Annotated in this window: 22 protein-coding genes and 4 tRNA genes; 15 read left to right on the top strand and 11 right to left on the bottom strand. The window is 64.1% G+C overall.

Translation table 11 applies throughout. The annotated features are described in order from the left end of the window. The first annotated feature begins 7 nt into the window (after nucleotides 1–7). From BKX98_RS12965 to csrA, 3 genes are read left to right on the top strand one after another with little or no spacing between them, the layout of a single operon-like run. Nucleotides 8–2,062, top strand: a complete 2,055-nt coding sequence (locus BKX98_RS12965; protein ID WP_073707560.1) for a flagellar biosynthesis protein FlhA — start codon at nucleotides 8–10, stop codon at nucleotides 2,060–2,062. Then, entirely contained in the window at nucleotides 2,040–3,083 is a 1,044-nt protein-coding gene (locus BKX98_RS12960; protein WP_073707559.1) for a hypothetical protein, read from the top strand. The genes BKX98_RS12965 and BKX98_RS12960 overlap by 23 nt, the downstream gene beginning before the upstream one ends. A gap of 9 nt (nucleotides 3,084–3,092) precedes the next feature. Further along, complete coding sequence (gene csrA, locus BKX98_RS12955) at nucleotides 3,093–3,365, top strand: carbon storage regulator CsrA (protein WP_073707558.1); 273 nt, start codon at nucleotides 3,093–3,095, stop codon at nucleotides 3,363–3,365. Here the strand turns inward: csrA and BKX98_RS12950 are convergent. Both BKX98_RS12950 and BKX98_RS12945 read right to left on the bottom strand, forming a co-directional pair. Continuing rightward, nucleotides 3,362–4,030 carry a response regulator transcription factor gene (locus BKX98_RS12950; RefSeq protein WP_083586897.1) on the bottom strand — a complete coding sequence of 223 codons (669 nt, stop codon included), beginning with the start codon at nucleotides 4,028–4,030 and terminating at the stop codon, nucleotides 3,362–3,364. The two genes, csrA and BKX98_RS12950, sit on opposite strands and share 4 nt — an antisense overlap. A gap of 31 nt (nucleotides 4,031–4,061) precedes the next feature. Further along, nucleotides 4,062–5,477, bottom strand: coding sequence for a sensor histidine kinase (locus tag BKX98_RS12945; RefSeq protein ID WP_073707557.1), 1,416 nt, complete (start codon nucleotides 5,475–5,477; stop codon nucleotides 4,062–4,064). Nucleotides 5,478–5,613: 136 nt separating this feature from the next. Between BKX98_RS12945 and BKX98_RS12940 the strand changes: the two genes are divergently transcribed. After that, nucleotides 5,614–6,540, top strand: coding sequence for an ABC transporter ATP-binding protein (locus tag BKX98_RS12940; protein WP_073707556.1), 927 nt, complete (start codon nucleotides 5,614–5,616; stop codon nucleotides 6,538–6,540). Continuing rightward, nucleotides 6,537–7,331 carry a hypothetical protein gene (locus BKX98_RS12935; RefSeq protein ID WP_073707555.1) on the top strand — a complete coding sequence of 265 codons (795 nt, stop codon included), beginning with the start codon at nucleotides 6,537–6,539 and terminating at the stop codon, nucleotides 7,329–7,331. The genes BKX98_RS12940 and BKX98_RS12935 overlap by 4 nt, the downstream gene beginning before the upstream one ends. Nucleotides 7,332–7,438: 107 nt before the next feature. Here BKX98_RS12935 and BKX98_RS12930 read toward each other — a convergent pair whose 3' ends face one another. Genes BKX98_RS12930 through BKX98_RS12920 form a run of 3 tightly spaced genes read right to left on the bottom strand, consistent with a single transcriptional unit; the run spans nucleotide 7,439 to nucleotide 8,778 of the window. Next, nucleotides 7,439–7,876, bottom strand: a complete 438-nt coding sequence (locus BKX98_RS12930; RefSeq protein ID WP_073707554.1) for a DoxX family membrane protein — start codon at nucleotides 7,874–7,876, stop codon at nucleotides 7,439–7,441. Then, a complete protein-coding gene (locus tag BKX98_RS12925) occupies nucleotides 7,869–8,291 on the bottom strand; it encodes an organic hydroperoxide resistance protein (RefSeq protein ID WP_073707553.1) in 423 nt (140 codons plus the stop codon). The genes BKX98_RS12930 and BKX98_RS12925 overlap by 8 nt, the downstream gene beginning before the upstream one ends. A 34-nt stretch (nucleotides 8,292–8,325) precedes the next feature. Beyond that, the gene (locus tag BKX98_RS12920) at nucleotides 8,326–8,778 is read right to left on the bottom strand and encodes a MarR family winged helix-turn-helix transcriptional regulator (RefSeq protein WP_233125381.1); all 453 of its coding nucleotides are present in this window, start codon (nucleotides 8,776–8,778) and stop codon (nucleotides 8,326–8,328) included. Between the two features lie 144 nt (nucleotides 8,779–8,922). On the opposite strand from BKX98_RS12920, the gene BKX98_RS12915 reads away from it, so the two are divergent. The 3 genes from BKX98_RS12915 to BKX98_RS12905 all read left to right on the top strand — a co-directional run bounded on the left by BKX98_RS12915 (nucleotide 8,923) and on the right by BKX98_RS12905 (nucleotide 10,722). Beyond that, nucleotides 8,923–9,357, top strand: a complete 435-nt coding sequence (locus tag BKX98_RS12915) for a DUF6153 family protein (RefSeq protein WP_073707552.1) — start codon at nucleotides 8,923–8,925, stop codon at nucleotides 9,355–9,357. 93 nt (nucleotides 9,358–9,450) lie between these two features. Then, complete coding sequence (locus tag BKX98_RS12910; protein WP_066137750.1) at nucleotides 9,451–10,053, top strand: DUF305 domain-containing protein; 603 nt, start codon at nucleotides 9,451–9,453, stop codon at nucleotides 10,051–10,053. Nucleotides 10,054–10,086: 33 nt separating this feature from the next. After that, nucleotides 10,087–10,722, top strand: a complete 636-nt coding sequence (locus BKX98_RS12905) for a CueP family metal-binding protein (RefSeq protein ID WP_143181125.1) — start codon at nucleotides 10,087–10,089, stop codon at nucleotides 10,720–10,722. An 87-nt stretch (nucleotides 10,723–10,809) separates the two neighbouring features. On the opposite strand, the gene BKX98_RS12900 is transcribed toward BKX98_RS12905, so the two are convergent. Then, a complete protein-coding gene (locus BKX98_RS12900) occupies nucleotides 10,810–14,199 on the bottom strand; it encodes an efflux RND transporter permease subunit (RefSeq protein WP_073707551.1) in 3,390 nt (1,129 codons plus the stop codon). Between the two features lie 386 nt (nucleotides 14,200–14,585). Here BKX98_RS12900 and BKX98_RS12895 point away from each other — a divergent pair, with 386 nt between their 5' ends. After that, the gene (locus BKX98_RS12895) at nucleotides 14,586–15,092 is read left to right on the top strand and encodes an OsmC family protein (protein ID WP_073707550.1); all 507 of its coding nucleotides are present in this window, start codon (nucleotides 14,586–14,588) and stop codon (nucleotides 15,090–15,092) included. Between the two features lie 77 nt (nucleotides 15,093–15,169). On the opposite strand, the gene BKX98_RS12890 is transcribed toward BKX98_RS12895, so the two are convergent. From BKX98_RS12890 to BKX98_RS12880, 3 genes are all read right to left on the bottom strand, one after another. Beyond that, nucleotides 15,170–16,663, bottom strand: a complete 1,494-nt coding sequence (locus BKX98_RS12890; protein ID WP_255372333.1) for a malate:quinone oxidoreductase — start codon at nucleotides 16,661–16,663, stop codon at nucleotides 15,170–15,172. A gap of 71 nt (nucleotides 16,664–16,734) precedes the next feature. Next, nucleotides 16,735–18,579, bottom strand: coding sequence for an ABC transporter substrate-binding protein (locus tag BKX98_RS12885; protein ID WP_158024696.1), 1,845 nt, complete (start codon nucleotides 18,577–18,579; stop codon nucleotides 16,735–16,737). Nucleotides 18,580–18,729: 150 nt separating this feature from the next. Beyond that, on the bottom strand, nucleotides 18,730–19,662 hold the full coding sequence (locus tag BKX98_RS12880) for a 2-hydroxyacid dehydrogenase (protein WP_073707547.1): 933 nt from the start codon (nucleotides 19,660–19,662) through the stop codon (nucleotides 18,730–18,732). Nucleotides 19,663–19,835: 173 nt separating this feature from the next. On the opposite strand from BKX98_RS12880, the gene BKX98_RS12875 reads away from it, so the two are divergent. The 6 genes from BKX98_RS12875 (at nucleotide 19,836) to BKX98_RS12850 (ending at nucleotide 21,945) form a co-directional block, all read left to right on the top strand. Next, nucleotides 19,836–19,908: transfer RNA gene (locus tag BKX98_RS12875), tRNA-Lys, on the top strand. 49 nt (nucleotides 19,909–19,957) lie between these two features. Next, a tRNA-Lys gene (locus tag BKX98_RS12870) sits at nucleotides 19,958–20,030 on the top strand. A gap of 434 nt (nucleotides 20,031–20,464) precedes the next feature. Continuing rightward, nucleotides 20,465–20,537, top strand: a tRNA-Lys gene (locus BKX98_RS12865). Nucleotides 20,538–20,603: 66 nt separating this feature from the next. Continuing rightward, a complete protein-coding gene (gene bcp / locus BKX98_RS12860) occupies nucleotides 20,604–21,095 on the top strand; it encodes a thioredoxin-dependent thiol peroxidase (protein ID WP_038991372.1) in 492 nt (163 codons plus the stop codon). A gap of 92 nt (nucleotides 21,096–21,187) precedes the next feature. Beyond that, nucleotides 21,188–21,272: transfer RNA gene (locus BKX98_RS12855), tRNA-Leu, on the top strand. A gap of 112 nt (nucleotides 21,273–21,384) precedes the next feature. Beyond that, the gene (locus BKX98_RS12850) at nucleotides 21,385–21,945 is read left to right on the top strand and encodes a MarR family winged helix-turn-helix transcriptional regulator (protein ID WP_073707546.1); all 561 of its coding nucleotides are present in this window, start codon (nucleotides 21,385–21,387) and stop codon (nucleotides 21,943–21,945) included. Between the two features lie 21 nt (nucleotides 21,946–21,966). Here BKX98_RS12850 and BKX98_RS12845 read toward each other — a convergent pair whose 3' ends face one another. Both BKX98_RS12845 and BKX98_RS12840 read right to left on the bottom strand, forming a co-directional pair. Then, nucleotides 21,967–23,430, bottom strand: coding sequence for an SDR family oxidoreductase (locus BKX98_RS12845; RefSeq protein WP_073707545.1), 1,464 nt, complete (start codon nucleotides 23,428–23,430; stop codon nucleotides 21,967–21,969). Next, nucleotides 23,427–24,257, bottom strand: a complete 831-nt coding sequence (locus BKX98_RS12840) for a tryptophan-rich sensory protein (protein WP_143181124.1) — start codon at nucleotides 24,255–24,257, stop codon at nucleotides 23,427–23,429. Before BKX98_RS12840 ends, BKX98_RS12845 begins: the two co-directional genes overlap by 4 nt. Between the last annotated feature and the right edge of the window lie 20 nt (nucleotides 24,258–24,277).

Raw genomic sequence — 24,277 nt, 5'->3', positions numbered from 1 at the left:
AAGAACAATGAACTTTGCCAACCTGTCCAAGGTAGCCGTGCCCGTGGGCGTGGTGGGGATCGTGCTGCTGCTGGTCGTCCCGGTCCCGGCGGCGCTGCTCGATGCCCTTTTCGCCACCAGCATCCTGCTCTCCCTGGTGATCCTGCTGATCACCATGTTCGCAAAGCGCCCGCTGGATTTCTCCGTCTTCCCCTCGCTGCTGCTGGTGGCCACGCTGCTGCGCCTGGGCCTGAACGTGGCATCCACCCGGCTGGTGCTCGGCCAGGGCTACGCAGGGCAGGTCATCGAGGCCTTCGGGCAGATCGCCATCGGCGGTTCGCTGGTCATCGGCTTCGTCGTTTTCCTGATCCTGGTGGTCATCCAGTTCGTGGTGGTCACCAAGGGCGCCGAGCGCGTGGCCGAGGTGGGCGCGCGCTTCACCCTGGACGCCATGCCAGGCAAGCAGATGGCCATCGATGCGGATCTGAACGCCGGGCTGATCACCGACAGCCAGGCGCGCGAGCGCCGGGCCGAGGTGGCAGCCGAAGCTGACTTCTATGGGGCGATGGACGGAGCCAGCAAGTTCGTCAAGGGCGATGCCATCGCCGGGCTGGTGATCATCATCATCAACCTGCTCGGCGGCATCGGCATCGGGATGCTCTCGCGCGGCCTGGGCCTGGCCGAGTCGCTGGAAACCTACGCGCTGCTGACCATCGGCGACGGGCTGGCCACCCAGATCCCGGCCCTGCTGATGGCGGTGTCCACCGGCATGATCGTCACCCGCTCCAATGCGGCCGACGACATGGGTGCCACCGCCAGCAAGCAGCTGGGCCAGTCCCGCGCCGCCCTGCTGATCGCCGGCGGCTCGGCCATCGCCCTGGCCCTGATCCCCGGCATGCCCAAGGTGCCCTTCGTGCTGATCGGCGCGGCGCTGATCTGGTTCTCGCTGCGGATCAAGGCCCGCGAGCAGCGCGAGGCCGACGCCGAGAAGGTCGCCGAAGCCAACCAGCAGGCCAGCGAAGCGGCCGAAACCCCGGAGCAGCTGCTGGAGAAGATGCGCGTGCACGCCATCGAGGTGCAGTTGGCCGCGGACCTGGTGGACATGGTCAACGGCGGGGCAGACGACCTGCTGGCACGGGTGCGCGCGCTGCGCCGGCGCGTGGCGATGGAGCTGGGACTGGTGCTGCCCCCGGTGCGCACCAGGGACAACGTGGCGCTGCCGCCGGCGAGCTACGCCATCCTGGTCGCCGGGGTGGAAGCCGGGCGCGGCACCGCCCCGCGCGGCAAGGTGCTGGCATTGGGCGAGCAGCTGGGCGCGCTGCCCGGGGAACTGGTGCACGAGCCGGTCTTCGGGCTGCCGGGCAAGTGGGTGCCCGCCGAGCTGCGGCACAATGCGGAGATGGCCGGAGCCACCACCATCGACCGGGTCTCGGTCATCGTCACCCACCTGTCCTCGATCGTGCGCGCCCAGGCGCCGCGGTTGCTTTCCCGCGAGGACGTGCGCGTGATGACCGACGCGCTGCGCGAGCAAAGCCCCTCGGCGGTGGAGGAGCTCATCCCCGGGTTGCTCTCGCTGGCCGAGGTGCAGCGGGCGCTGCAGGGGCTGCTGGCCGAGGAGGTGGCGATCAACGACCTGCCGCGCATCTACGAGGCCCTGGCCCTGCAGGCCAAGAACGGCACCGCCCCCGAAGCGCTGGTTGAGGCCGCCCGCGAGGCGCTGGGCCCCGCCATCGCCGCGCCCTACCTGGAGGGCTCGGTGCTGAAGGTGGCGATGATCGACCCGGTGCTCGAGCAGGGAATGCTCGAGGCGTTGCGCCCGGCCGAGGGCGGCAACCAGATCATGCTCGATGCCCCGCGGCTGGAGGGCGTGCTCGACTCGGCCAAGACGCTCGGCGCCGAGCTGGAGGCCCGCGCGGTTTCGGCGGTGCTGGTGTGCGCCCCGGCGCTGCGCCCTGCGGTGCGCCGGCTGCTGGGGCAGGCCGGAGGCTTCGCCGCGGTGCTCTCCTACCAGGAGGCCACCGCCGGCGGGGCACAGATCGAGACGGTGGGGGTGATCCGCGGTGCCAACGCGCTTCCTGCTTAAGGGCAGCAGCCTGCGCGAGCTGCAGGAGCGGGCCGTCGCCGAATTCGGCCCCGATGCTTTCTTGGTCTCGGCGGAGAAGATCACTACGCCGCGCGTCGGAGGGCTGCTGCGCGAGCACCATTACGAGGCGGTCATCGAGATCCGCGATGCCCTCCCGCCAGTTGCACCGTCCCCGGCAAACCTCGTGCAGCCCAAAACGGCCCAGCCCAAAACGGCCCAGCCCAATCCAGGGCAGTCCGGCTCGCGCTTGCGCACCCGAGCGCGGATGCAGGTCCCGCGGCGGCCCGGAAACCATCCCGAATCCGGGCTGGAACGCCTGCTGGCTGCCGCCGAGTCCTCCGAGACCCGCCTGGCAACGCGGCAGGCCGCCCCAGTCGGCAGCCAGGGCAGCGACTTTGCCTCGATTCTCGACGAGCAGAGTTTTGCACTGGAACCGGCGGCCGGGCGCCGTGCCGCCGGCCGCGCCGAAGCACCAGGCGGGCAAAAGCTTCGCCCTGCAACACCCCGCCAAGCCGCCCCGGTGGCCCGTGCCGCAGAGCTCGCCGTGCGCCGCCAGGTGGGGGACCTGGTGCTGCTGGTCGGGCTGGGCACCGATGCCGTGACTGCGGCCGCGGCACTGGACGACGGATCGGTGATGCTGCGCACCACCGGACAGCCAGATGCCCTGCACCGGCCAGTCACCGACCGGCGCAGCGCCATGAAAACCCGGGCGGCGGCCGTGGCCGAAGGCTGCAGCGTGCTGCTCGCCGATTCACTGGCCGAGATCCGCGCCGCGGCGGACGCGGCCGAACGGCTGGAGGTCCTCGGGGCCGACCAGTTGCTGGTGGTGGTTGATGCTCGGCACAAGTCGGAGGACACCGCTCGCTGGGTGGGCGAGCTGGGCGGGAGGATCGGGATCCACGGGGTGCTCGTGCTGCATTCGCAGTTGACCGGTACCCCGGACTCGGTGCTTGAGCTGGGCTACCCGTTGCTGCGCCTGGATGCCGCCGGGCACCTCCCGGTGCCTCGCGGCACCCGGTAGGATGGAACGGTGCTGGTACTTACTCGAAAAGTTGGAGAACAGGTCCTGATCGGCGAGGACATCGTGGTCACGGTCCTGGAAGCCAAAGGCGACTCCCTCAAACTGGGCATCGACGCGCCAAAGGGCGTGAAAATCCACCGGGCCGAGGTGCTCGCCGCGGTGATCGAGGCAAACAAGAAAGCAGCCGCCAGCACAGGCCCGGCCGCCGAGGACAAGCTCAAGTCCTTGTTTGCCGCCCCGGCACCGGATGCCGCGCACCGGCAGCCTCCGGCCGGGGGCTAGGCGCGCGCAACACCTGCCTGATAGGCCAGCAGGGCCGCCTCCACCCGATTGCGTGCGCCGAGCTTAAGCAGGATCGAGGTCATATGCCCCTTGACTGTGGCCTGGGTCAGCACCAGCTGCCCGGCGATTTCCGCATTTGACTGCCCTGCCCCGACCAAGGCCAAGACGTCCAGCTCCCGACCGGTCAGGGCCGAGACCCGCGCCACGGCGGCGGCCGCGGACTGCGTGTCGATGCCGCGCACCCGTTCGACGAGCCGCCGTGCAATGCGCGGCGAGAGCGCCGCAGCTCCGTCGGCCACCGCGTGCACCCCGGCAATCAGTTCCTCGGGTGCAGAACTCTTGAGCATGAAGCCGCTGGCCCCGTGGGCCATGGCCCGATCGATGTATTCTTCTTCCCCGAAGGTGGTCAAGATGATGACCTTCGCCGCAGGATCCCGGGCGATGAGCTCTTCCAAGGCGGAGAGCCCGTCCAGCTGCGGCATCCGGATGTCCATGAGAATGACATCCGGATCCAGGCGGCTGGCCAGTTCGAGACCGCGCACCCCGTTCTCTGCCTCGCCGATAACCCGCAGTCCCGGAGCGCTGCCGAGGATGGCCGCCAGCCCGGCGCGAATCAGCGCATCGTCATCCACCAGCAGCAATGTGAGCACGCGTGCATCTGCCATGTTCTTCCTTCTTCCTGGAATCATCACAGTCCTAGTCCAGCGGGTAGAGGTGATCCATGGCCACTAGTGTTCCCTCGCTGAAGCACAGACGGAACATGTCGCTGCCCAGATCCAGCGGACCGTTGCGTGCGGCGTAATAGCGGCATTGGGCACCGGCCGGGGCCAGCGGGGCATCGATGATTGGCAACGGCTCATCCAGTCCCTTGGCCGTGGCGATGGCCTCCACCTGCTCGCGGTCCATCCCTATTGATAGCTGGCTGAAGCTGGCCGGAGACAGGACGGTGGCCCGGTAGGTAGCCGCCTGCAGCTGGTACAGCCCGAAGCAGAAGGCGAGCACGATCACCGCCGGGATGAGCACAGCCAGCCACCGGCGCGGCCTGCGCGTGGCAGTGGCCGGCACGGATGCCAGTGCAACTGGCGCGGCGCTGCGGGGGATCTCCGCATGCACGGTGAACCGCCCGGCAGACGGACTGGCCTGCAACTGCCCGCCCTGGGCCTCCAACCGGTCCCGCAGCGAGGCCAGGCCGGTGGCCCCGGATCGGCGGGCGGGGGCAGGGTCGGGCAGGTCGGTGGAAATCTCGAGGGAAACTCGCTGCAGATCCCCGGCCATGGTGATCCGTACCGCCGAATCCGGCGCGTACTTGGCCGCATTGGTCAGGGCCTCCTGGATTACGACGGCCAGCAACGGCCCCCAGGAGGAGGTGGCCGCCTGCGCCAGCAATCCCTGCTCGTCGATGCAGGCCAGCGACATCCCCTGGGACTCGGCGCGCTCGATGATTTCCAACGGGGCCAAGCCAATAGGACCCAGGATCCCTGGCACCGCAGTGCCCGGAGACAGGGGAGCCGCAGCCTGGGGATCGTTGAGGACGCCAATGATGCGGTGCAAGTTGTCCACCGAGGCGTCGGCCTGCTCACGGATTTTCGCCGCCTGCGCGTGGGCCGGCGAGTCCTTTGCCACGCTCACTTGCAGCACCGAGGCCTGCAGGGCCAGCAAGGCAAGGTCGTGGCCCAGCTGGTCATGCATCTGCCCGGCCAGCCGCGAACGTTCCCGCAGGCCCGCCTGGATGACAAGGTGCTCGCGCTCCTGCTGCCGGAACTCCACCGAGATGCGGCGCGAGCGGCCGATGAACCAGGGCAGCAGCACGAAGAGCACCACAGCTGTCAGCAGGTTCAGCACGAAGCCCAGCACGCTTAGGTGGGCGGAGAAGACCAGGGAGATTGCGGCCAAGGCGCCGCCCAGGCATAAGGCGGTGACGCCGGCCGACAAGGAAGCAACGCGTCGCCCGGCCCCGTAGCCGACGGCGATGGCCGCAGGGGCCAGCAGCAGCCAGGCTCCAGATGCGGAAATAGGCACCAGGTAGGCCGCCAGGCCCAGGCCGGACAGCCACAGCCACTGGGACCATTTTTGGACCCGCCAGCCGGCCCGGGAAACGCGAGAAGAGAGCATGTTTTCATGCTAGTCAGGCTGGAGCCCAGGCAACACCGACTTTAGTAGGGGAATGGCGGGCCGAAGTAGGGACCAATGCCCGGGGCGCAGGGACGGGGCGGGTTCCTACAGTGGAAGCCAAATGGAAGGAAACCCCATGATCACCCTAGACTCGCTGACCAAGGACTACGGGAACAACCGAGCCGTCAACGAACTGAGCTTCACCATAGAGCCCGGAACCGTCACCGGGTTCCTGGGACCCAACGGGGCCGGCAAATCCACCACCATGCGCATGATCCTCGGACTTGATGCGCCCACTAGCGGGAAGTCGCTGATCAACGGGGTGGGCTATGAACAACTGCGCTATCCGACGCGCACCGTGGGAGCGCACATCACAGGAACCGCCGGCCACCCCGGACATACGCCTCGTACGCACCTGAAAGCCCTCGCGCAAAGCAACAAGATCCCGGCCAGCCGCATCGATGAAGTCCTGGCCCACGCCGGACTCGAATCGGTAGCGGCACAACGCATCGGCGGTTTCTCGCTCGGCATGCGCCAACGCCTGGGCATCGCCGTCGCTCTGCTCGGCGACCCGCAGATCCTCATCCTGGACGAGCCAATGAACGGACTGGACGCCGAAGGCATCGCTTGGATCCGCCAGCTCATGAAGAACCGGGCCGCGCAGGGAGGAACAGTATTCGTTTCCAGCCACCTCATGAGCGAAGTGCAGCAGGTTGCAGACCAGCTGGTCCTCATCGGACGGGGAGAATTGATCACCCAGGCACCTACCGAAGAGCTCATCAAGGGCTTCGCCCAGCACGTGCTTACAGTCCGTTCGCCGCAAGCTTCGGCGCTCGCCGGGGCATTGGCCGGCCACGGTGCTGAAATCACTGAGGGTGGCGGAAACCATCTGGAAATTACCGGTATTTCCCTGGCGGAAGTCGGCGCCATCGCGTTCAGCAACGGTTTCGAACTGCACGAGTTGAGCCAGGCACACGGATCACTTGAATCGGCCTATAACCAATTGACACGAGACACTGTGGAATTCACTTCAAGCACGGCAGGAAAGGCGATGGGCAAATGAGCTCGCCAGCAATCAACCAAGCAACGTCCGGTTTGTCAGCCCCATCGCTGATGGCCGCAACCCGAGCGGAAACCACCAAGTTCTTTGGCCTGCGATCCCTGACCGGGTTGTTCCTTGCCGGGTTCGTGGCAACCATCGCGTTGAGCTGGGTCCTGGGCATCAGCGCGAAAGCCAGCGGGGACAACGGCTTCCACACCGCGATGCCAGCCCCTTTGCTGGCCTTCGCCACCTTGCAATTCGGCCAGCTGTTCTTCGCGGCCGCCTCAGCGCTGCACATCACCAACGAGTACCCCAGCGGAACCATCGCCAGCTCCCTGCAGGCTGTCCCGCGACGCGGCATATTCCTCGGGGCCAAAGCGCTACTGCTGTTCATCGTGAACTTCCTGACCGGTGTCGTGATGATCTTGCTGGCCACCATTCCCACAGCGCTGAGCGCAGGGGAGTACGGCACATTCAGTTTCCCTGACATGGTGTCCGCGGCACTAGGAGCCGGAACCTACATGGCGTTGCTGAGCTTGATGGTTCTTGGATTGGGTTTGCTCTGCCGCAATTCTGCGGGAACCATTGTCTGTGCAATCATGCTGGTCATCGGGTTGCCGCAGATTCTGCAGCTGATCCCTATTGAGTGGATCCAAGAAGTGATCCAGTATTTGCCAACCAGCGCGGCGACGTTCATGGCGACCGGAGCCAGCGAACCCTACGGGCCAACGGTAGCCCTGCTGGTGTTGGTAGCCTGGAGCGTGGCCTTGCTGGGCGCCGGATGCATCAGCTTGAAACGTCGGGATGCCTAGCCATGGGCGGTCGCCAGGCCGCCGGCCAGCGAAATTGCGCAGGCAGTGCACGGCGGGGCATCCGGCGTGATGCCCGAAACTCCCGCCGTGCGCATGCCGCCGCTTTTCTAGGCCTTGGACCGCAGCTGGGCCCGGTCGCGCCATGCTGCGGTGCTCCACAGCGCGAGCGCTATCAGCGCCGGCTGGAAGAAGAGCCGGGCCAGTCGTTTCGCGTCGGTGTCCAAGCCGAACGCATCGCGTCCCTCCTGCCACTGGGCTAAATTGCCGGGGAACACCGCGACGAAGAAGAGCGCGGCGATCCAGCCCACGGCTACCCGATTCTTGAGCAGCGCGAGCAAGGAAAGTCCCAGGCCGATTTCCACGACTCCGGAAAGGATGACCGTCAGATCCGGATCCAGCGGGACGAAGTCCGGGACCTGGGAGCGAAATTCCTCGCGGGCAAAGGTCAGATGGCTGACCCCGGCGAAGCCGAGAAATGAGCCGAGCGCTATCCGTGCTCCGTGCCGGGCGAAGCCCAGTGGCTTCCCCTCCCGGGAGCTAGTCATCGCTGACGCTCACCAGGACATCGATGTTGCCGCGGGTGGCATTGGAGTAGGGGCAGACTTGGTGAGCCGCGTCGGCCAGTTCCTGGGCCAGTGCGGGTTCCAGGCCGGGAATGATGACTTCCAGCTCTACCGACAACTTGAATCCGTTCTCCCCGTCGCGGTTCAGGTGGACACGGCCGCCGACGCTGGAGTCGTCAATTTTTACCTTGCGGCCGCGCGCGACCAGATTTAATGCCGAGTGGAAGCAAGCGGCGTAGCCAGCGGCGAACAGCTGTTCCGGGTTGGTACCGGCTCCCGAGCCGCCTAGTTCTGCCGGGGAGGCCAGGACCAGGTCGAGGTTGCCGTCGGCGGTCTGGACTCGGCCTTCGCGGCCTTGGCCGGTGGACAGGGACTCTGCGGTGTACAGGGTTTCCATGGAATTGCCTTTCGTTGATGTTAAAAGCTCGCAGCTATTTTCCGGAGGATCCCTCCGGAGCAGGGATTTCCTGCATGGAAGTGGTGATGCGGTGCAGGGTTGCCAGCAGCGCTTTGGCGCTTTGCATATCCGGCAGTCCGGTACCGCAAGCAATCTGCGCCGGTATGTGCGCCAAGTCTTTGCGCAGGGATGTGCCAGCGGGAGTCAAGCTGACGTTGACGACGCGGCTGTCCTGGCTATCGCGGCGCCGTTCAATGAAGCCCTTCTGCTCCAGCCGGCGGAGTAGCGGAGACAGGGTCCCGGAGTCCAGCTGGAGCATTTCGCCGATCTCGCGCACCGGCTTATCGCCTTCGGTCCACAGTGAAACGAGCACCAAGTACTGGGTGTAGGTCAGCTGCCACGGGGCGAGCAGTTCGGTATATGCGCGAGTGGTTGCCCGGCTTGCCGAGTAGAGGGAGAAGCACACCATATCGTCAACTATTGCCATGGAATAATGATTGCACACAATTCAATTGTGCACAACTTAAATATTAATGGTTTATCCGAGCTTGGAGCTGCAATCAACGCAGAACGGGGATTCGGACGTGGACGCGCTTCGCGTCCGTGAGCTGCCGTCGCTAAGCTGGGATCCATGAGCATCGGAAAACACCCGGCGAAGGCCGGCGGGCGCAACTGCCCCCGCCTGGCGGTCGTCCGCTCGCTGTTCCTGATCAGCGCGGTGCTTCTCGGCTTGTTCTCGATGCATGTGATGAACCATGGAGCCCAGGCGCAGTCCTTGGCCCCGGTGGCCCATGCACATCCGGCAGACGCCGAGCCCACGCCACATGCGCCGCCAGCCGACGCGGGTGGCTCGGAGCAGGGCTGCGCCGACTGTCCGATGGACCATGGCATGGCCGCCGCGGGTTGCGTGTTGGCGCTGCTGGCCATGCTGCTGTTCTTACGGCCGCCGCATACCGTAGCCGTGCTCCCGACGGCGTTCCCGCAGACGTTGTGCGCGGCATCGGCGCTGCCTGGTATCGGGCCGGAAAAACCTGATCTGGTTGCCTTGGGGATCTGCCGAACGTGAGGGCTTGGCCGGTCCACGCACCGGCCTCCGGCTGGTTCCGGCGCCGCCGCAGGCGGGCGCCGTTCACGTTCGATATCCACCAGGAGAATTACCATGAACAAGCAGATCCTCATTTGCAGCGCCCTCGTGCTGGGCGCAACGCTCGCCCTCGCCGGATGCGCGGGGGAATCATCAAGTACCCCGGCGCCGAGCGCCTCAGCGTCCGATTCGCATGCCGGCCATTCCATGGACCAGTCAGCGTCAGCCAACGATGCCGATATGGCTTTCGCTTCGGGCATGAAGGTGCACCATGAACAGGCGATCGAGATGTCCGAGATGATCTTGGGCAAGAAAGACATCCCGCAGGAGGTCACAGCCTTGGCCGAGCGCATCAAGGCAGCCCAGGCGCCGGAGATCGAGCGCATGGATGGATGGCTGGACGAGTGGGACATGCCAGAAGGCATGGACCACGGCAGCATGGAGCACGATGGCATGGTTCCGGAAGACGGGATCAAGGCACTGCAGGAAGCTTCCGGAAAGGAAGCGGCGCAGCTGTTCCTCGAGCAGATGATCATGCATCACGAAGGTGCGGTGGACATGGCCGAGTCGGAGCTGGAGGACGGCCAGGATGCCGAGGCCAAGGAATTGGCTGGGCAGATCATCGACTCGCAAACCACTGAAATCGACGAGATGAAGCAGCTACTGGCCGGCCTGTAAACGGTGCTGCGAACCAGGAAGATGGGATATCACTTGACTCAACGAATTTCGCCCCCTTGCACTGCACGCTGGAAGGCGGCGGCAACTGGCGCTGGAACCGTCCTGGCACTGGCCCTCCTCGCAGGGTGCAGTGCCGGGCAGCCAGCAAGCCAGTCTGCCACGACGGCGATCGGCGCCGAGCACGCAGAGCAGTTCCTTGCCGAGCTGGGACTGGAGGGGTTGGACGCCAAGCAGGTCATCGACCAGCTCGATCGCTTGCCGCAGGACCAACGGCCTCAGGACTTCACCGCCCAGGTGAAGCCAACGCAGCTGGTACTGGCCGATGAATCGGGACGCACCGCGAACCTGCCGTTGCCCGAAGACCAGTACTACCTCTCAGCCGCACCCTACGTGGACCAGACGCACAGTTGCCATTTCCATAGCCTCACCACCTGCGTGGGGCAGCTGCAAGGTGTGGAAATGAAGGTCAAGGCAGTCAACTCGGATACCGGTGAAGTTCTGGTGGACAAGGAAATGGAATCCTTCGACAACGGATTTATCGGACTTTGGGTTCCGCGGGGAATTACGGTGGACCTGGAGTTCACGTATCAGGGAAAGACCGCGCAGACCACGGTGTCCACCGCCGGGGATGAGAACGCGACCTGCCTGACCGAGCTGCAGCTGGTGTAGCACCAATTGCCGCCGGCAGAGCACGAACGAACTCGGGCCTGCAACCACAGCGGTGGTTGCAGGCCCGAGTTCTATCGATGCTGAAAGCTAGCCGTCAGCCTTGGGCGGCGTCTGCTTCATCATCTCTTCGAACGCCCGGCGTTCCTTGCGCGAGACCGGAATCTGTCCGGTCAACGGGTTGACGACCTGATCGGCCGGTGCCGCCGGATTCTCATTCTTGCCAGCCTTGCCAGCCTTGCCGGTCTCGGCTGGTTTCGGCTGTTCCTTGTCCTTGTCTCCGGCCGTGTCTTCAGACTTGGACTTGGCATCGGCTGCCGGTGCAGCCTCCGGCGCGATCTTGGCGCTGGCGCTATCCATGGCACGGGTCAGGTCCTGGGCCGCGGTGTGCTGCTGCGCCGAATGCTTGCGCGCGGAGCGGGCCTTGGCGTTCTTCTCCTTGCGGGACTCGACCAGGCGGTAGAGCACCGGCACCAGGATCAGCGTGAGCAGGGTGGAGGAGACCAGGCCGCCGATGACCACCACGGCCAGCGGCTGGGAGATGAAGCCCGACTGGCCGGTCAGTCCCAGGCCCATCGGCACCAGAGCGAAGATGGTCGCCAGTGCGGTCATCAGGATCGGGCGCAGGCGCTGGCGGGCGCCGTGCATGATGGCATCTTCCAGGTCCATGGCAGGGCGCTCGGGCGTCTCCTCGCGGTACTGGTTGATCAGGTCGATCAGCACAATCGCGTTGGTCACCACGATGCCCACCAGCATCAGCATGCCGATCAGCGACGGCAGGCCCAGCGGGATGCCGGAGATCAGCAGCAGGCCGATCGCGCCGGTGGCGGCGAAGGGAATCGAGACCAGCAGGATCAGCGGCTGGATCAGGGACTTGAACGTGGCCACCATGATCACGTAAACGATGGCGATGGCGGCCAGCAACGCCAGGTACAGCTGGTTGAAGGACTCGGCCTGCTCGGTGGCCGCGCCGCCGATTTCGGCCGTGGCGCCCTCGGGCAGCTGCACCGACTCCAGGCGCTCGGTGACGTTCTTGGACACATCCCCGAGCATGTTCTCCGCAGGGGCCAGGGTGACGGTGGCGATCCGCTCGCCGTTGGAGGTGGTGACCTGCTGGACCACCTTGGCGCGTTCCACGGTGGCCAGGTCCTGCAGTTCCTTGACGCCGGCGGCGGTTGGAATTTCCAGCTCGCGCAGCTTGTCAAGGCTGTCCAGGTCCATGCCCTCGCCGATCTGCACCGTCATGTCGGTGTAGTCCAGGCGCAGCGTACCGGCAGGAACAGGGGAGACCTGGGAGGCCACCATGCCCGCCAGCTGGGTTTCGGTCAACCCGGCCTCGGCGGCCTTGGTGGCATCGATATCGATGGAGACCTGCTCGCGTTCGGCCGAGAGGTTATCGGAGATTTCGGTGACGTGCGCGGTGCCTTCCAGCGCCTCGCGGGTCGCGGTGGTCGCCTCGCGAAGGATTCCCTCATCCGGGGCCTTGATCTCGACGGTGACATCGCTGGACATCATGGCCGAGGAGTTCGAGCCGAAGCTCAGATCCAGGTCCTTGGGCAGGTCCAGTGCCTCGACCTGCTCGCGCACCGTGTTCTTCAGCGCTTCCTGGTCCGCATCGGGATCGGTGATCACGGTGAAGCTGGCGGTGTCCGAGCCCGAGGAGAACATGGCCGCCATGCCGCTGGCGGTGCCCACGGTCAGCTGGACATCTTCGATGCCGTCGATGTCCGCGAGCTTGGATTCGATCTTCGCCGCTTCCTTCTCGGTGGTTTCCATGGCCGTGCCCGACGGCATTTCGGCGGTGATGGAGATCGAGTTCTCGCCGGTTGAGCCCAGCAGGTTGGTGTTCAGCAGCGGGGTCATCGCCACGGTGCCGGCAAGCACCAGCACGGAGGCGAGCAGCGTGATGACCGGGTGCTTCTGGGTCTTCTTCAGCACCGGGATATATGCGCGCTGCAGCCAGGACTTGTCTTCGGCTACGTGCACGGTGTGGGTTTCGCCGCTGCCCGGGCGGTGTGGCAGGAACCAGTACGCCAGCACCGGGACGATGGTCAGCGAGACCAGCAGCGAGGCCAGCAGCGCGATGGTCATGGTCAGCGCGAACGGGCTGAACAGCTCGCCGGCCATGCCGCCCACCAGGGCGATCGGCAGGAACACCGCCACAGTGGTCAGGGTCGCCGCGGTAATGGCGCCGGCAACTTCCTTGACCGCCAGCAGGATGGCCTGCGCCTTGGATTCTCCGTGGGCCAGATGGCGCTTGATGTTCTCGATGACCACAATCGAGTCATCCACCACGCGGCCAATGGAAATGGTCAGTGCGCCCAGGGTCAGCATGTTCAGCGTGTACCCGAAAACGTTCATCCCGATGAACGTCGCCATCAGCGACAGCGGGATGGAGATTGCGGTGACCAGGGTGGAGCGTACCGAGAAGAGGAACACCAGGATGATGATCACGGCGAAGCCCAGGCCCAGCGCGCCTTCCAGTGCCAGGTGCTTGATCGAGTCCTCGATGAACGGCGCCTGGTCGAAGATCGTGGTCATGGTGGCCTTGTGGCCCAGCTCCGCTTCCAGCTCGGCGAGCATCGCGGTGATGGCATGCGAGATGGCTACGGTGTCGCCATCCGGGGTCTTGGTGACCTGGATGGACAGGGTCTCCTCGCCGTTGGTGCGGGTGATGCTGGTGGCCTCGTCGGCCTGCACCGAGACCTCGGCGACGTCCTTGAGCAGCACCGGGCCGTTGTCGGTGACCAGCGGGATGTCCTTGATGGCGTCCAGGGTATCCGGGGTGGAACCGGCGATCACCGGAAGCTCCAGTCCGTCGACGTCCATGTTGCCGATCGGCATGGGGGAGCCGGCGTTCTCGATGCCGTCCTTCAGATCCGCGACGGACAGCCCGGCCTCGCGCATCTGGCTGTCCTTCGGGATCACCGCAATGTGCTGGGAGGAGCCGCCGGAGACCGAGGCCTCGCGGACGCCGTCGATCTTCTGCAGCTTGGGCAGGGTGATGCGCTCCACGTCGTCGTTGAGCGCTTCCAGCGACTGGTCCGAGGAGACCGCCAGGGCCAGCACCGGGAAATCGGCGATGGAACCGGCGAAGGCGGTCGGCTCCACATCCTCGGGCAGCTGGGACTTGGAGTTGGCAATGGCCCGTTCCACCTGGGTGCGGGCCCGGTCCATGTCCGTGCCGTATTCGAAGGTCAAGCCGATGCGGGTGAAGCCGGTCTGCGAGGTGGCCGTGGAGGATTCCAGGCCCTCGACAGCCTGCAGCGCGGTTTCCAGCGGTTCGGCGACCTGCTCGTCAATCACCTCGGGGCTGGAACCCATTTGGGTTGCCATGACCGAGATCTGCGGGAATTCCAGTTCCGGGATCAGCTCCTGCTTGAGCGATCCCATGGAAATCACGCCGAAAACGGCGGCGAAAACCGTGATGAGCGCAATGAGCGCCCGGTTCTTCAATGACAAGATGGCCAAGCGCTGCATGCGGGTGTGGTCCTCGTTGTGTCGCAGTGGGAAGGGCTTATATCCAACTTTAGTTGGTTGCCATTGCACAACGGTCACCGAGAGATGTTAAGCACGCAAAAATCATCCGAATGGACTACCCGGCAGCCGCATGGGGCTGGAGTTGGATGCTGCTTTTTGATTTTTAGGGGGGCTTACGCCATTCTGCCGGCCTGACCCATGCGTCATCGGATGCCGCGGGTGCTTCCTTGGCCGGGGAACATTGGAAAACGACCCCGGCGTTGTGAATTGCCGTTGCCGTCGATCACGCGAAGATTCTGCCGATCGCCCGGCTCTTTGTGCGGAATCGCGCGCATACTCGATCTACGGGATAGTCCCGCGGAACTTCGCAGAGGGGCAGGGCAGCCATGGATCGGGATACTCTACGCAGCGTGCAGCGGCCATTGAAGCAGCTGTACCGCGAGCAGCCGGATGCTGGAAGCATCGTGCTGGAGGCCAGCGGAACGCTCGGAGAAGAAGGGCTGTCCTGCTCGGTGCACACCGGCCAAGCCCTGGTGGACGCCGGCCTGCACCCGTCCACCGGCGGGGACGGGACATTGGCCTGCTCGGGGGACATGCTCCTGCAGGCGCTGGTGGCCTGTGCCGGTGTCACCTTGGCCGCGGTGGCGATCAACCGCTCGCTGAGCGTGAGCGGCAGCGTCCATGCGAGCGGCGTGCTGGATGTGCGCGGCACCTTGGGATTGGATCCCGACGCCGCGGTGGGGTTCAGCTCGATCAAGCTGTCCTTCGAGCTGCAGACCGAGGCCAGCGAGCAGGAAGTGGCGCAGCTGATCGAGGCCACCGAAAAGTATTGCGTGGTGCTCCAGACCTTGGAATCCCCGCTGGACATCGCGGTCGCCGCGTCGGTGCAATAACCCGCGGTACTTCTTAGCCCGGATATGCGAAGAACCGCCCACCAGTGCTGGTGGGCGGTTCTCGTGGTGCCAAGTGGCTACAGTCCCAGGGACTTGTCGGTAGCTGCCTTGACCTCTGCGTAGAGTGCCGGGTTCTCGTTCAGCTTCTGGCCGTAGGAAGGAATCATGTCCTTCAGCTTCGACTCCCAGCCAGCGAACTGCTTAGGGAAGCAGCGCGAGAGCAGGCCGATCATGATCGGGGTAGCGGTCGAAGCGCCTGGCGAAGCGCCGAGCAGGCCGGAGATCGAGCCGTCCGAGGAGGTGATGACCTCGGTGCCGAACTGCAGCACGCCGCCCTTCTTGGCATCCTTCTTGATGACCTGGACGCGCTGGCCAGCGGTGATCAGTTCCCACTTGGAGCCATCTGCCTGAGGGAAGTACTCTGCCAGCGACTCGTCCTTCTTGGCGCGCGACTTGAGAACTTCCTTGATCAGGTAGGTGGTCAGATCCAGGTTGTCCTTGCCCACGGCCAGCATCGGGATGATGTTGTGCGGACGCAGGGACAGTGGAAGATCGAGCTGGCCGGTGGACTTCAGGAAGTTCATCGAGAAGCCGGCGTACGGGCCGAACATCAGCGAGCGCTTGCCGTCGACAAAGCGGGTGTCCAGGTGCGGCACCGACATTGGAGGTGCGCCCACGGAAGCCTGGCCGTAGACCTTGGCATGGTGCTGGTCGATGACGGTCTCGTCGGTGCAACGCAGGAACTGGCCGGAGACCGGGAATCCGCCGAAGCCCTTGATCTCGTCGATGCCTGCCTTCTGCAGCAGCGGCAGTGCTCCGCCGCCCGCGCCGACGAACACGAACTTGGCCTTGACGTTCTTCACTGCGCCCGAAGCGTTGTCCTTGACGGTCAGCTCCCAGCCGGCGCCCGAACGCTTGAGGCCCTTGACCTTGTGGCCGTAGTTCACCGAGGCGCCGGCGGCGCTCAGCGAGTCGGTCAACTCGCGGGTCAGCCGGCCGAAGTCGACGTCGGTGCCGGAGACGACGCGGGATGCGGCGACCTTCTGCGAGGCGTCGCGGCCCTGGGCAACCAGCGGGGTCCACTCGTTGATGGTGTCCAGGTCGTTGGTGATTTCCAGTTCGTCGAACAGGGCGTTCGGCTTCAGGGCCTCGTAGCGGGTCTGCAGGTACTTGGAGTGGTCCTCGCCGATGACGAAGGACATGTGCGGCAGGGCGTTGATGAAGCTGTTGTCAGCTACGCGCTTGTTCTCCACGGCCCACGAGTAGAACTGGCGGGACACCTGGAACTGCTCGTTGATGCCGATGGCCTTGGCCGGATCGACCGAGCCGTCAGCCTTGGCAGCGGTGTAGTTCAGCTCGCACAGTGCCGAGTGGCCGGTGCCTGCGTTGTTCCAAGGGGAGGAGGATTCCTGCCCGGCCTTGTCCAGGTTCTCGAAAAGACCAATGGACCAGGTTGGCTCCAGCTGGTTGATCATGGTGCCAAGGGTGGCACTCATGATGCCGGCACCGATTAGTACTACGTCAAAAGATTCGGTTGACGTTTCAGAAGGCACGAGGATCTCCATCGACAGTGATACTTTGCTCTCTCCCAGAGTAGACCCATATCCCCGGGGCCAGAAATCGTTAACTGGGTTAACGGTCGCTAACTTGAGATGGACGGTGAATTTGTCATCTGCACATCCGCGTAGCACTCATTGAGCATCGGCGATGGCGGATAGAAGGTGACGTTTCCGTTAAACGCCAGCGCAGAGATCGGAAAGACCAAGGGGAGCGCGGGCAGATCGGTGTTCAGGGTCTTGAGGATATCGGCATAGGCGGCGGTCCGCTCCTCGCCAAATGGGACGGAACGGGCCAGCATGACCTGTGAGTCAAGTAACGCCGAGGTGTAGCCGAACTCATTCTCCTTGGAAGCCAGGATGCCCGAAAGGAAGTCGTCGGCGGAACGGTAGCCGCCGGAGAAGCCCAGCAGGTGCAGCCCATTGAAGTCCTTGGACTGCACAGTCTGCACATAGCCGTCGGTCCAGGCGATCGGCTTGGGCTTGATGCGGATTCCCACCGCGGCCAGGTCGTCGGCGATCTGCGCGAAGGTGCGTTCGGGCAACGGCAGGTAGTTGCGCGAGACCCGCAGCGGATAGGCGAATTCGATTTCTTCACCGTCGTAGCCCAGCTCGTCCAGCAACGCCTTGGCCTTCGTGGCGTCGTGGTTGGGGGTTTCTTCCGGAGCCGGAATGCTCAGCGCGGGAGGCAGCAGGGTGGAAGCATGCTTGGATCCTTGCAGGAACAGCTTCTCGGCCAGCGAGCTGCGGTTGATCGCATGGGCGATGGCCAGGCGGAAATCCGGCTTGGCCAGCCACTTGTTGCGCTGGTCCATGCCGAGGTAGAGCACCGAGAAGGGGTCGCGCTGGACGACCACCTTGGCATTGCGCACCAGGGTGCGCATGATGTCCACCGACACCATGTCGAAGCCGTCGATTTCATCGGCCAGCAGCGCGCCTTCGCGGTTGTAGGGCGAAGGAACTGCGGAGATCAGCGCGACTTCAGGATGCCCGGTGTTGTTGTCCAGGCGCGCCTGGTTCCAGTAGTCCTTGAAGATCTCCAGGCGCACCACGCCGTTGCCATTGGAGACGAAGGTGTAGGGCCCGGTACCTACCGGGTGGGTGGACAGCGACTGGGCAGGATTCTGCTTTGGTCCGCCGGTCAACGCGCTGGGTGCGGCGATGGCCATGCCCGGCAAGGTCAGCGCGTCGACCAGCCCTGGCAGCCTGCGGCGCAGGTTCAAGGTGACCACGTACTCGCCGGTGGCCTCGATGGACGCGAAATAGCTTGCCGAACCCGCGGAGGATTTGCCTTCAAAGAGCTTCGTCTCGAACTGCTTGGACAACTCTTCGAGCTGCTCGGTGCGCGACTGCTGGGTGGCCAGCTCTTCTTCGGTAGCCTCGCCAGTGCTCTTGAAGGTCTTCTCAAGTTCTTTGGCGGTGGGCAGCTTGGGGATGTCGCTGTCGATGTGGAAGATGTTCGCGAAACCCTGGCTGGAGGCGGTGCGCAGCTGCGGCGACAAGTTCTCCCAGCGGTTGAAGTTGGCGACCACTGCCTTAGCGGTCAATTCGGTGCCGTCATGGAAGAGCACGCCCTGGCGCAGGGTAAAGGTGTAGCGCAGGCCGTCGGGACTTTCGGTCCAGGATTCGGCCAGGCCGGCTACGGTGCTGCCGGTATCCGGATCGATGTCGACCAGTGTTTCGTAAACCTGGCGGGTGATCCGGAAGGATTCGTTATCGCCGACGATGGCTGGATCAAGCTTGACCGGGGGAGCGGCTGCGGCCAAGCGCAGGGTCCGCGGAACAGGCGTCGCGCTGGAGGAGGCCGAGGGCGAAGCGGAGGCAGCGGGCCCGGAATTGCCGGTGCAGGCGGTCAGCGCCAGTGCGGTTGTCGCCAATGTACCGGTCAGCAATGCGCGTCGTGATACGGGTTTCGGTGGCAATTCGGGCACGGGGATGGCTCATCTTCCTTCGGCAGGCGGTACTGCTTTGCGCAGGGAACAAGCAGGGAGCAATGCGCAAAGGTATTTATCAAAGATAGCGCACCACGTCCACTGCTCCGGGAGCCAAAACTCCCGGAGCCGTCATCTGTCACTAAATTGTTAGCTGCGGTGCACGAGGTTCTCGCCGTCGTTGCCCGCCGCCCAGGCCTGCACCTGCTTCTTGAGCAGCTTCACCATGCGCGGGAAGAACGCCTTGGTGTTCCCGCCATTGTGCGGAATGACCAACGCATTGGGGTGCTGCCACAGGGGATGGCCGGCAGGCAGCGGTTCCGGGTCGAAGACATCTGATGCCATGTTCAAGCGGCCCGAGGCGACTTCCGCCACGATGGCGTCGGTGTCCACCACCGGACCGCGGGCCACGTTGACGACCGTCGCGCCGTCAGGAAGCTTGGCCAGCAATTGCGCATCCACCAGGTGGCGGGTGGAATCAATCAGTGGCACGATCAGGATCAGCACCTCGATTTCCGGCGCACGAGCCGCCAGCTCGGAGGTTGCGAAGACCTCGCCATGCTCATCGGTGCGGGCGGTCGATCCGAAGCGCAAGAGATTGACTTCGAAAGGCTCCAGGCGCTTGCGGATCTCCTCGCCGATGCCGCCCACGCCAACCAAGCCCACGGTACGGTCAGCTAAGCCGGGCCATTGCTGGGGGTTCCATCGGCCCTGCTGCTGATCGCGCACCGATTGCGGAAAGCCCCGCAAGGAGGCGATGGCCAGTCCCAGTGCCATCTCGGCGGTAGCCGCCGCGTGGACGCCGGCCGCTGTATTGATATCGGCGCGGTCGCCGATCAGGTCGATCATTCCATCAAAGCCGGTTGTCTGCGTCTGGACCACCTTGACATTGGGCGCCTTGCGGACGTTCTCCAGCGTCTGGGGATTCGCCATGTAGGGAAGGACGGCAATGTCGATGTCTTCCAGCGGGGTCTCGGGGTCGTTCTCCAAGTCCCAGAGCACTGCCTTGAGATTTTCCGGGATCGGTCCGACCGCATCAATCAGTTCTTGGGTGGGGAATGAAATCCTTCGTTGGGTGCTCATGGAATCACTGTACAAACCCCTTCCGCTCTTTGGTAGTAACACCTAGTCATCTCCTGTAATGAAGGTCACCGCGGAATGCTGGCAATCGAATTTGCGCTGAGGGAAATTGCTGGTAAAGTTTTATCTCGTTGCGAAAGCGCGAAGCTCGAAAAGCTTCTAGAACATCGCAGCGGGCGCCTCTAGCTCAATTGGCAGAGCAAATGACTCTTAATCATTAGGTTCCGGGTTCAAGTCCCGGGGGGCGCACGAACAATTTGTTCGGTTCACCAGGCAACTTGTTTATATAAATCAATACGCGCCTTTAGCTCAATTGGTAGAGCAAATGACTCTTAATCATTAGGTTCCGGGTTCGAGTCCCGGAGGGCGCACAAAACAAAGGTCAGGCTTCGGTCTGGCCTTTTTTGTTGACCATGCGCGATTCTGCGCTTCCGGTCCTGGCGCCAGGCCGAAATTTACCGGCCGCGGGGCGGGTCTGCTGGCGATGCTGGGGCGGAGCAGTGTTTCGACCCGTGCCCGTTTGCGGCTCGCGGCGCAGCGACCGCGATGGCGAACTTCTAGCGGGTGGTCGGCGTTATGGAATATGCAACTACGGTGCGCGATGGAAATGGGCATTGCCGAAGTGAAAACTTGTGTGTGTTTTAGATTACTTCGCCATCGGCGTAGTCGTGATAACATGAACCTGACTTGGATTTTTATCTTTGTGGACTGGATGCTGGGCGATTTTTGCTTTTGCGCCATTTCTGCCTATGATTGTCTACGTCGCAATGACCGGTTCTGAAAAAGAACTAGTCAGAGCGAGAAAGCGCCTTTAGCTCAATTGGTAGAGCAAATGACTCTTAATCATTAGGTTCCGGGTTCGAGTCCCGGAGGGCGCACAGTAGATCCGATCTGATTCATCAGGTCGGATTTTTTGTATACCGCAAAGAAAAGAGGATCAGCTCATGAGTACTCCCGCAACGGCTAACCGCCTGTCCGTCGGCGACCAGGCCCCTGATTTCACCTTGCAGGACGCTGCCGGCAATTCCGTCTCCTTGTCCGATTACCGTGGCAAGAAGACCATTGTGTACTTCTATCCAGCGGCATCCACCCCTGGCTGCACCAAGCAGGCGTGCGACTTCCGTGATTCGCTCGAATCATTGAAGGGCCTGGGCTATGCAGTTCTGGGCATCTCCCCGGACAAGACCGCAAAGCTTGAAAAGTTCGTTGCCAACGAAGAACTGAATTTCCCGCTGCTTTCCGATGAAGATCACGCGGTGGCTGAAGCCTATGGCGCTTGGGGAGAAAAGAAGAATTACGGCAAGGTCTACGAAGGCCTGATCCGCTCCACGATCGTGGTCGATGAAGAGGGCAAGGTTGCGCTCGCGCAGTACAACGTGCGTGCCACCGGACATGTGGCAAAGCTGCGCCGTGACTTGGGGATTGATCCGAAGTAACAGCTGCCCTTGACTGATTTCATATCAGGCCCAAGTTCCGCTACACTAAATGAGGTCGCCTTCAGGGAAACGGTGTTTCCGGTGTAGCGCTAGCGAGTATGGCGGAATTGGTAGACGCGCTGGATTTAGGTTCCAGTGTCTTCGGACGTGAGAGTTCAAGTCTCTCTACTCGCACCAACAAAACCCTGCGGTCTGATTCCATCGGCCGCAGGGTTTTCTGCATGCATCCATCACGCACGGCGTAAGATCCAATTAGGCACTCGACCGAGATCCGATCAGGAGAGGCACCATGTCCGCCAAAGACCTGCCCACCATGTACGGGCTAGCTGAATCCGATCCTGGCCAGAAGCTGATCAAGCGGGCTGGCGTCGTGGATGCGGATCTGCAGCAAATCGACCGGATCATGGCTGAAATGGGCCGGATGCGCCAGATCGAGCGCAGGATCATGCGCAGCTCGCAGCAGTACATGAAACTGAACGAAACCGACATGCGCGCCATCCGCAAGATGATCTCCGCCAAGCATGCCGGGCAATCGGTCACCCCTGGCGCCCTGAGCCAGTATTTGGGAATTTCCAGTGCGTCGGTCACCAAGATGATTGACCGGTTGGAGGCCCATGGCCATGTGCGGCGCACCAAGCATCCAACCGACCGTCGCTCGCAGTGCGTGGAAGTGACCGAGGAAACCCATCTGGCCGCCCGCGAGCAGGTCGGCCGGCATCATGCCAAGCGATTCGAAGTCGCCAAATCGCTGAGCCCCGAAGAACGGGAAGTGGTGATCCGGTTCCTTGCCAGCACCTCTGATGCCATGGAAAGCAGCCTCGACGAAGCGGGCCCCGGCGAAACCGAATAGCCCCGGCGCAGCAGGAGCTGCTCAGCCCTCCTCCTGCTTTTCCGCGGCGCGCACGATGTTCTTGATGGTGGCCGGGAAAATGGCGCCATGGAACGGGAATACCGCCCACCAATAGCAGCGTCCTGCCAGGCCGCGCGGGAAGAACACCGCACGCTGGATCAGTTCCGTTCGCCCCTCGCTGTCCTTCCCGATGCGGTAATCCAGCCAGGCCCGCCCCGGGGCGCGCATCTCCGCGCGCAGGCGCAGCAGGCTGTTCTCTTCCAGGGCTTCCACCCGCCACCAATCCAGCACATCTCCCAGCGCCAAGGTGCTGTGCGAGCGCCTGCCGCGCCGTGAGCCTACGCCTCCCGCCAGCTTGTCCATCAGGCCGCGCAGCCTCCACAGGGCGGGGAAAGCGAAATAGGGCGAATCCCCGCCAAGCCGCTGCAGCACGCTGAATAGCTGCGCCGCGGTGGCGCTGGTGCTGATCCGGCGGATGTCCGTGTAGGCCTTGCGCCCTGCCCAGTCCGGGTCTGAAGGCAGCGGTTCGGCCGGGGCGGCGATCGGCTGGGCGGTAGCCCAGCTGGTTTGCACCGCGTCAGCATCCATCTTCTCCAGCGCCAGCTGCACCGCCCGCGGATAGTCGCACAGCCCTTCGGCTGGCGGGGCAATCAGCGCATCGATCTCCCGCGAGCCCATCACGCAATCATGCTGCAGCGACTGCACCAGCGCCGATGCCAGGGTGTGCGGCAACGGCGTCACCAGATTCACCCAGTGCGAGGCCAGCCGCGGGGTCAGCAGCGGCAGCGGCCAGATGCTCGGCTCGCGCAGGCCGGCCACCCGGGCATAGATCTTCATCAGCTGGGCGTAGCTGTAGGTGCTTGGCCCGCCGATGTCATAGGTGCCCTGCGCGGGTTCCGCCAGCTCGGCGCAGGCCGCAAGGTAGTGCAGGGTGTCGCGGATGGCGATGGGCTGCACCTGGTTCAGCACCCAGCGCGGTGCCGGCATCACCGGCAGCACATCGCTCAGGTGCCTGACCATTTCGAAACTGGCCGAGCCCGAGCCGATCACCAGGCCCGCCTGGAGCACCAGCGTGCTGGCGGCCTCCGACAGGATTTCTCCCACGGCCACCCGTGATGCCAGATGCTCGCTGAGTTCGCCGGCGGGATGCAGGCCCGAGAGATAGACCAGCTGGCCGACCGATTGCTCCCGCGCGGCCTGCGCCACAACCTGTGCGCAGGCTTTCTCCTGGGCCGCGAAATCTCGGGTTCCCGACATCGAGTGCACCAGGTAGTAGAGCAGGTCCACGTCCTTGCAGAGCCTGGCCACGGCGTCCCGGTCCTGCAGGTCGCCCTCGACGACTTCCACCTGGCTGCGCCAGGGTATATCGCGCAGGCGCTGAGCATCACGGGTGAACACCCTGACCTGGTGCCCATTGCTCAACAGCAGCGGCACCAGCCGTCCGCCAATATATCCGCTGGCTCCGGTTACCGCGATCAAGCTCATGGCGCCGTCACCCCGCGCTGGCGCCAGGCGATGGCCAGCGAGCCGAGAAGCAGCAATGCAGCGCAGCCCAAGCCGGCGTAGCCCACCAGCTCGGACTGGTTGCTGCCGGCCAGCCGGCTCGCGCCGATCCAGGCAAGGCCCCAGGCGATGGCCACCGCGGTGAAAATCCTGCCCGAGTAGGCGGTGATGCCCAGACCGATGCCCGCTGCCGCCACCAGCAGCACCACAGCGAATCCCGGCGTCCAGGAAGCGCCTTCGCCAACGCCCAGCGAGAGCAGCCACGCTGCGGTGTTGGCAATGCTGGCCACGCAGACCCAGCCCAGGTAGATGCCGAAGGTCAACCACATGATCCAGTATTCGGTGCGCGAGCCAGGGGTGCCGGCCATCATGATGGACAGCATCCAGGCCAGGCAGGCAACCAGCGCAAAGATCACCGCGACGCTTACTCCCAGCCAGCCAAGCTGCACGACGGCAATCCAGGCGGCATTAAGTAATGCCGAAAGTAGCGCGGGCATCCGCAGCCGGGCCGCCCAGGCCGAGCGGCGCCCGGCGGGCGTGAGCTGGAAAATACCGTAGACGGCCAGCCCTGCATAGATCACGCTCCAGATGGAGAACGCCGGGCCGGCCGGTGCCAGCAAAGTCGCATCGGCGCTGAGATAGCCGCCGGCTGCCTGCTGGATCGGGGTCCCGCCCAGGGCGCCGCTGCCGAAGAACGAGACGGCGATGGCCAGAACCAGTGCCAGTGCCGTGATCACCGGCAGCGTCCATGATGCCGTGGCCGTTCGGGCAGGCAGGGGGAAATCGGGGGAATGGGCTGGACTGTTCATCGTGCGCTCCTGAAAGGTCG

It is taken from the genome of Glutamicibacter sp. 0426 (genome assembly GCF_001906485.1).
Taxonomy (GTDB): Bacteria; Actinomycetota; Actinomycetes; order Actinomycetales; family Micrococcaceae; genus Glutamicibacter; species Glutamicibacter nicotianae.
Note: the sequence above shows the minus strand (reverse complement) of the source record. Positions and strands in the feature narration are given on the sequence as shown.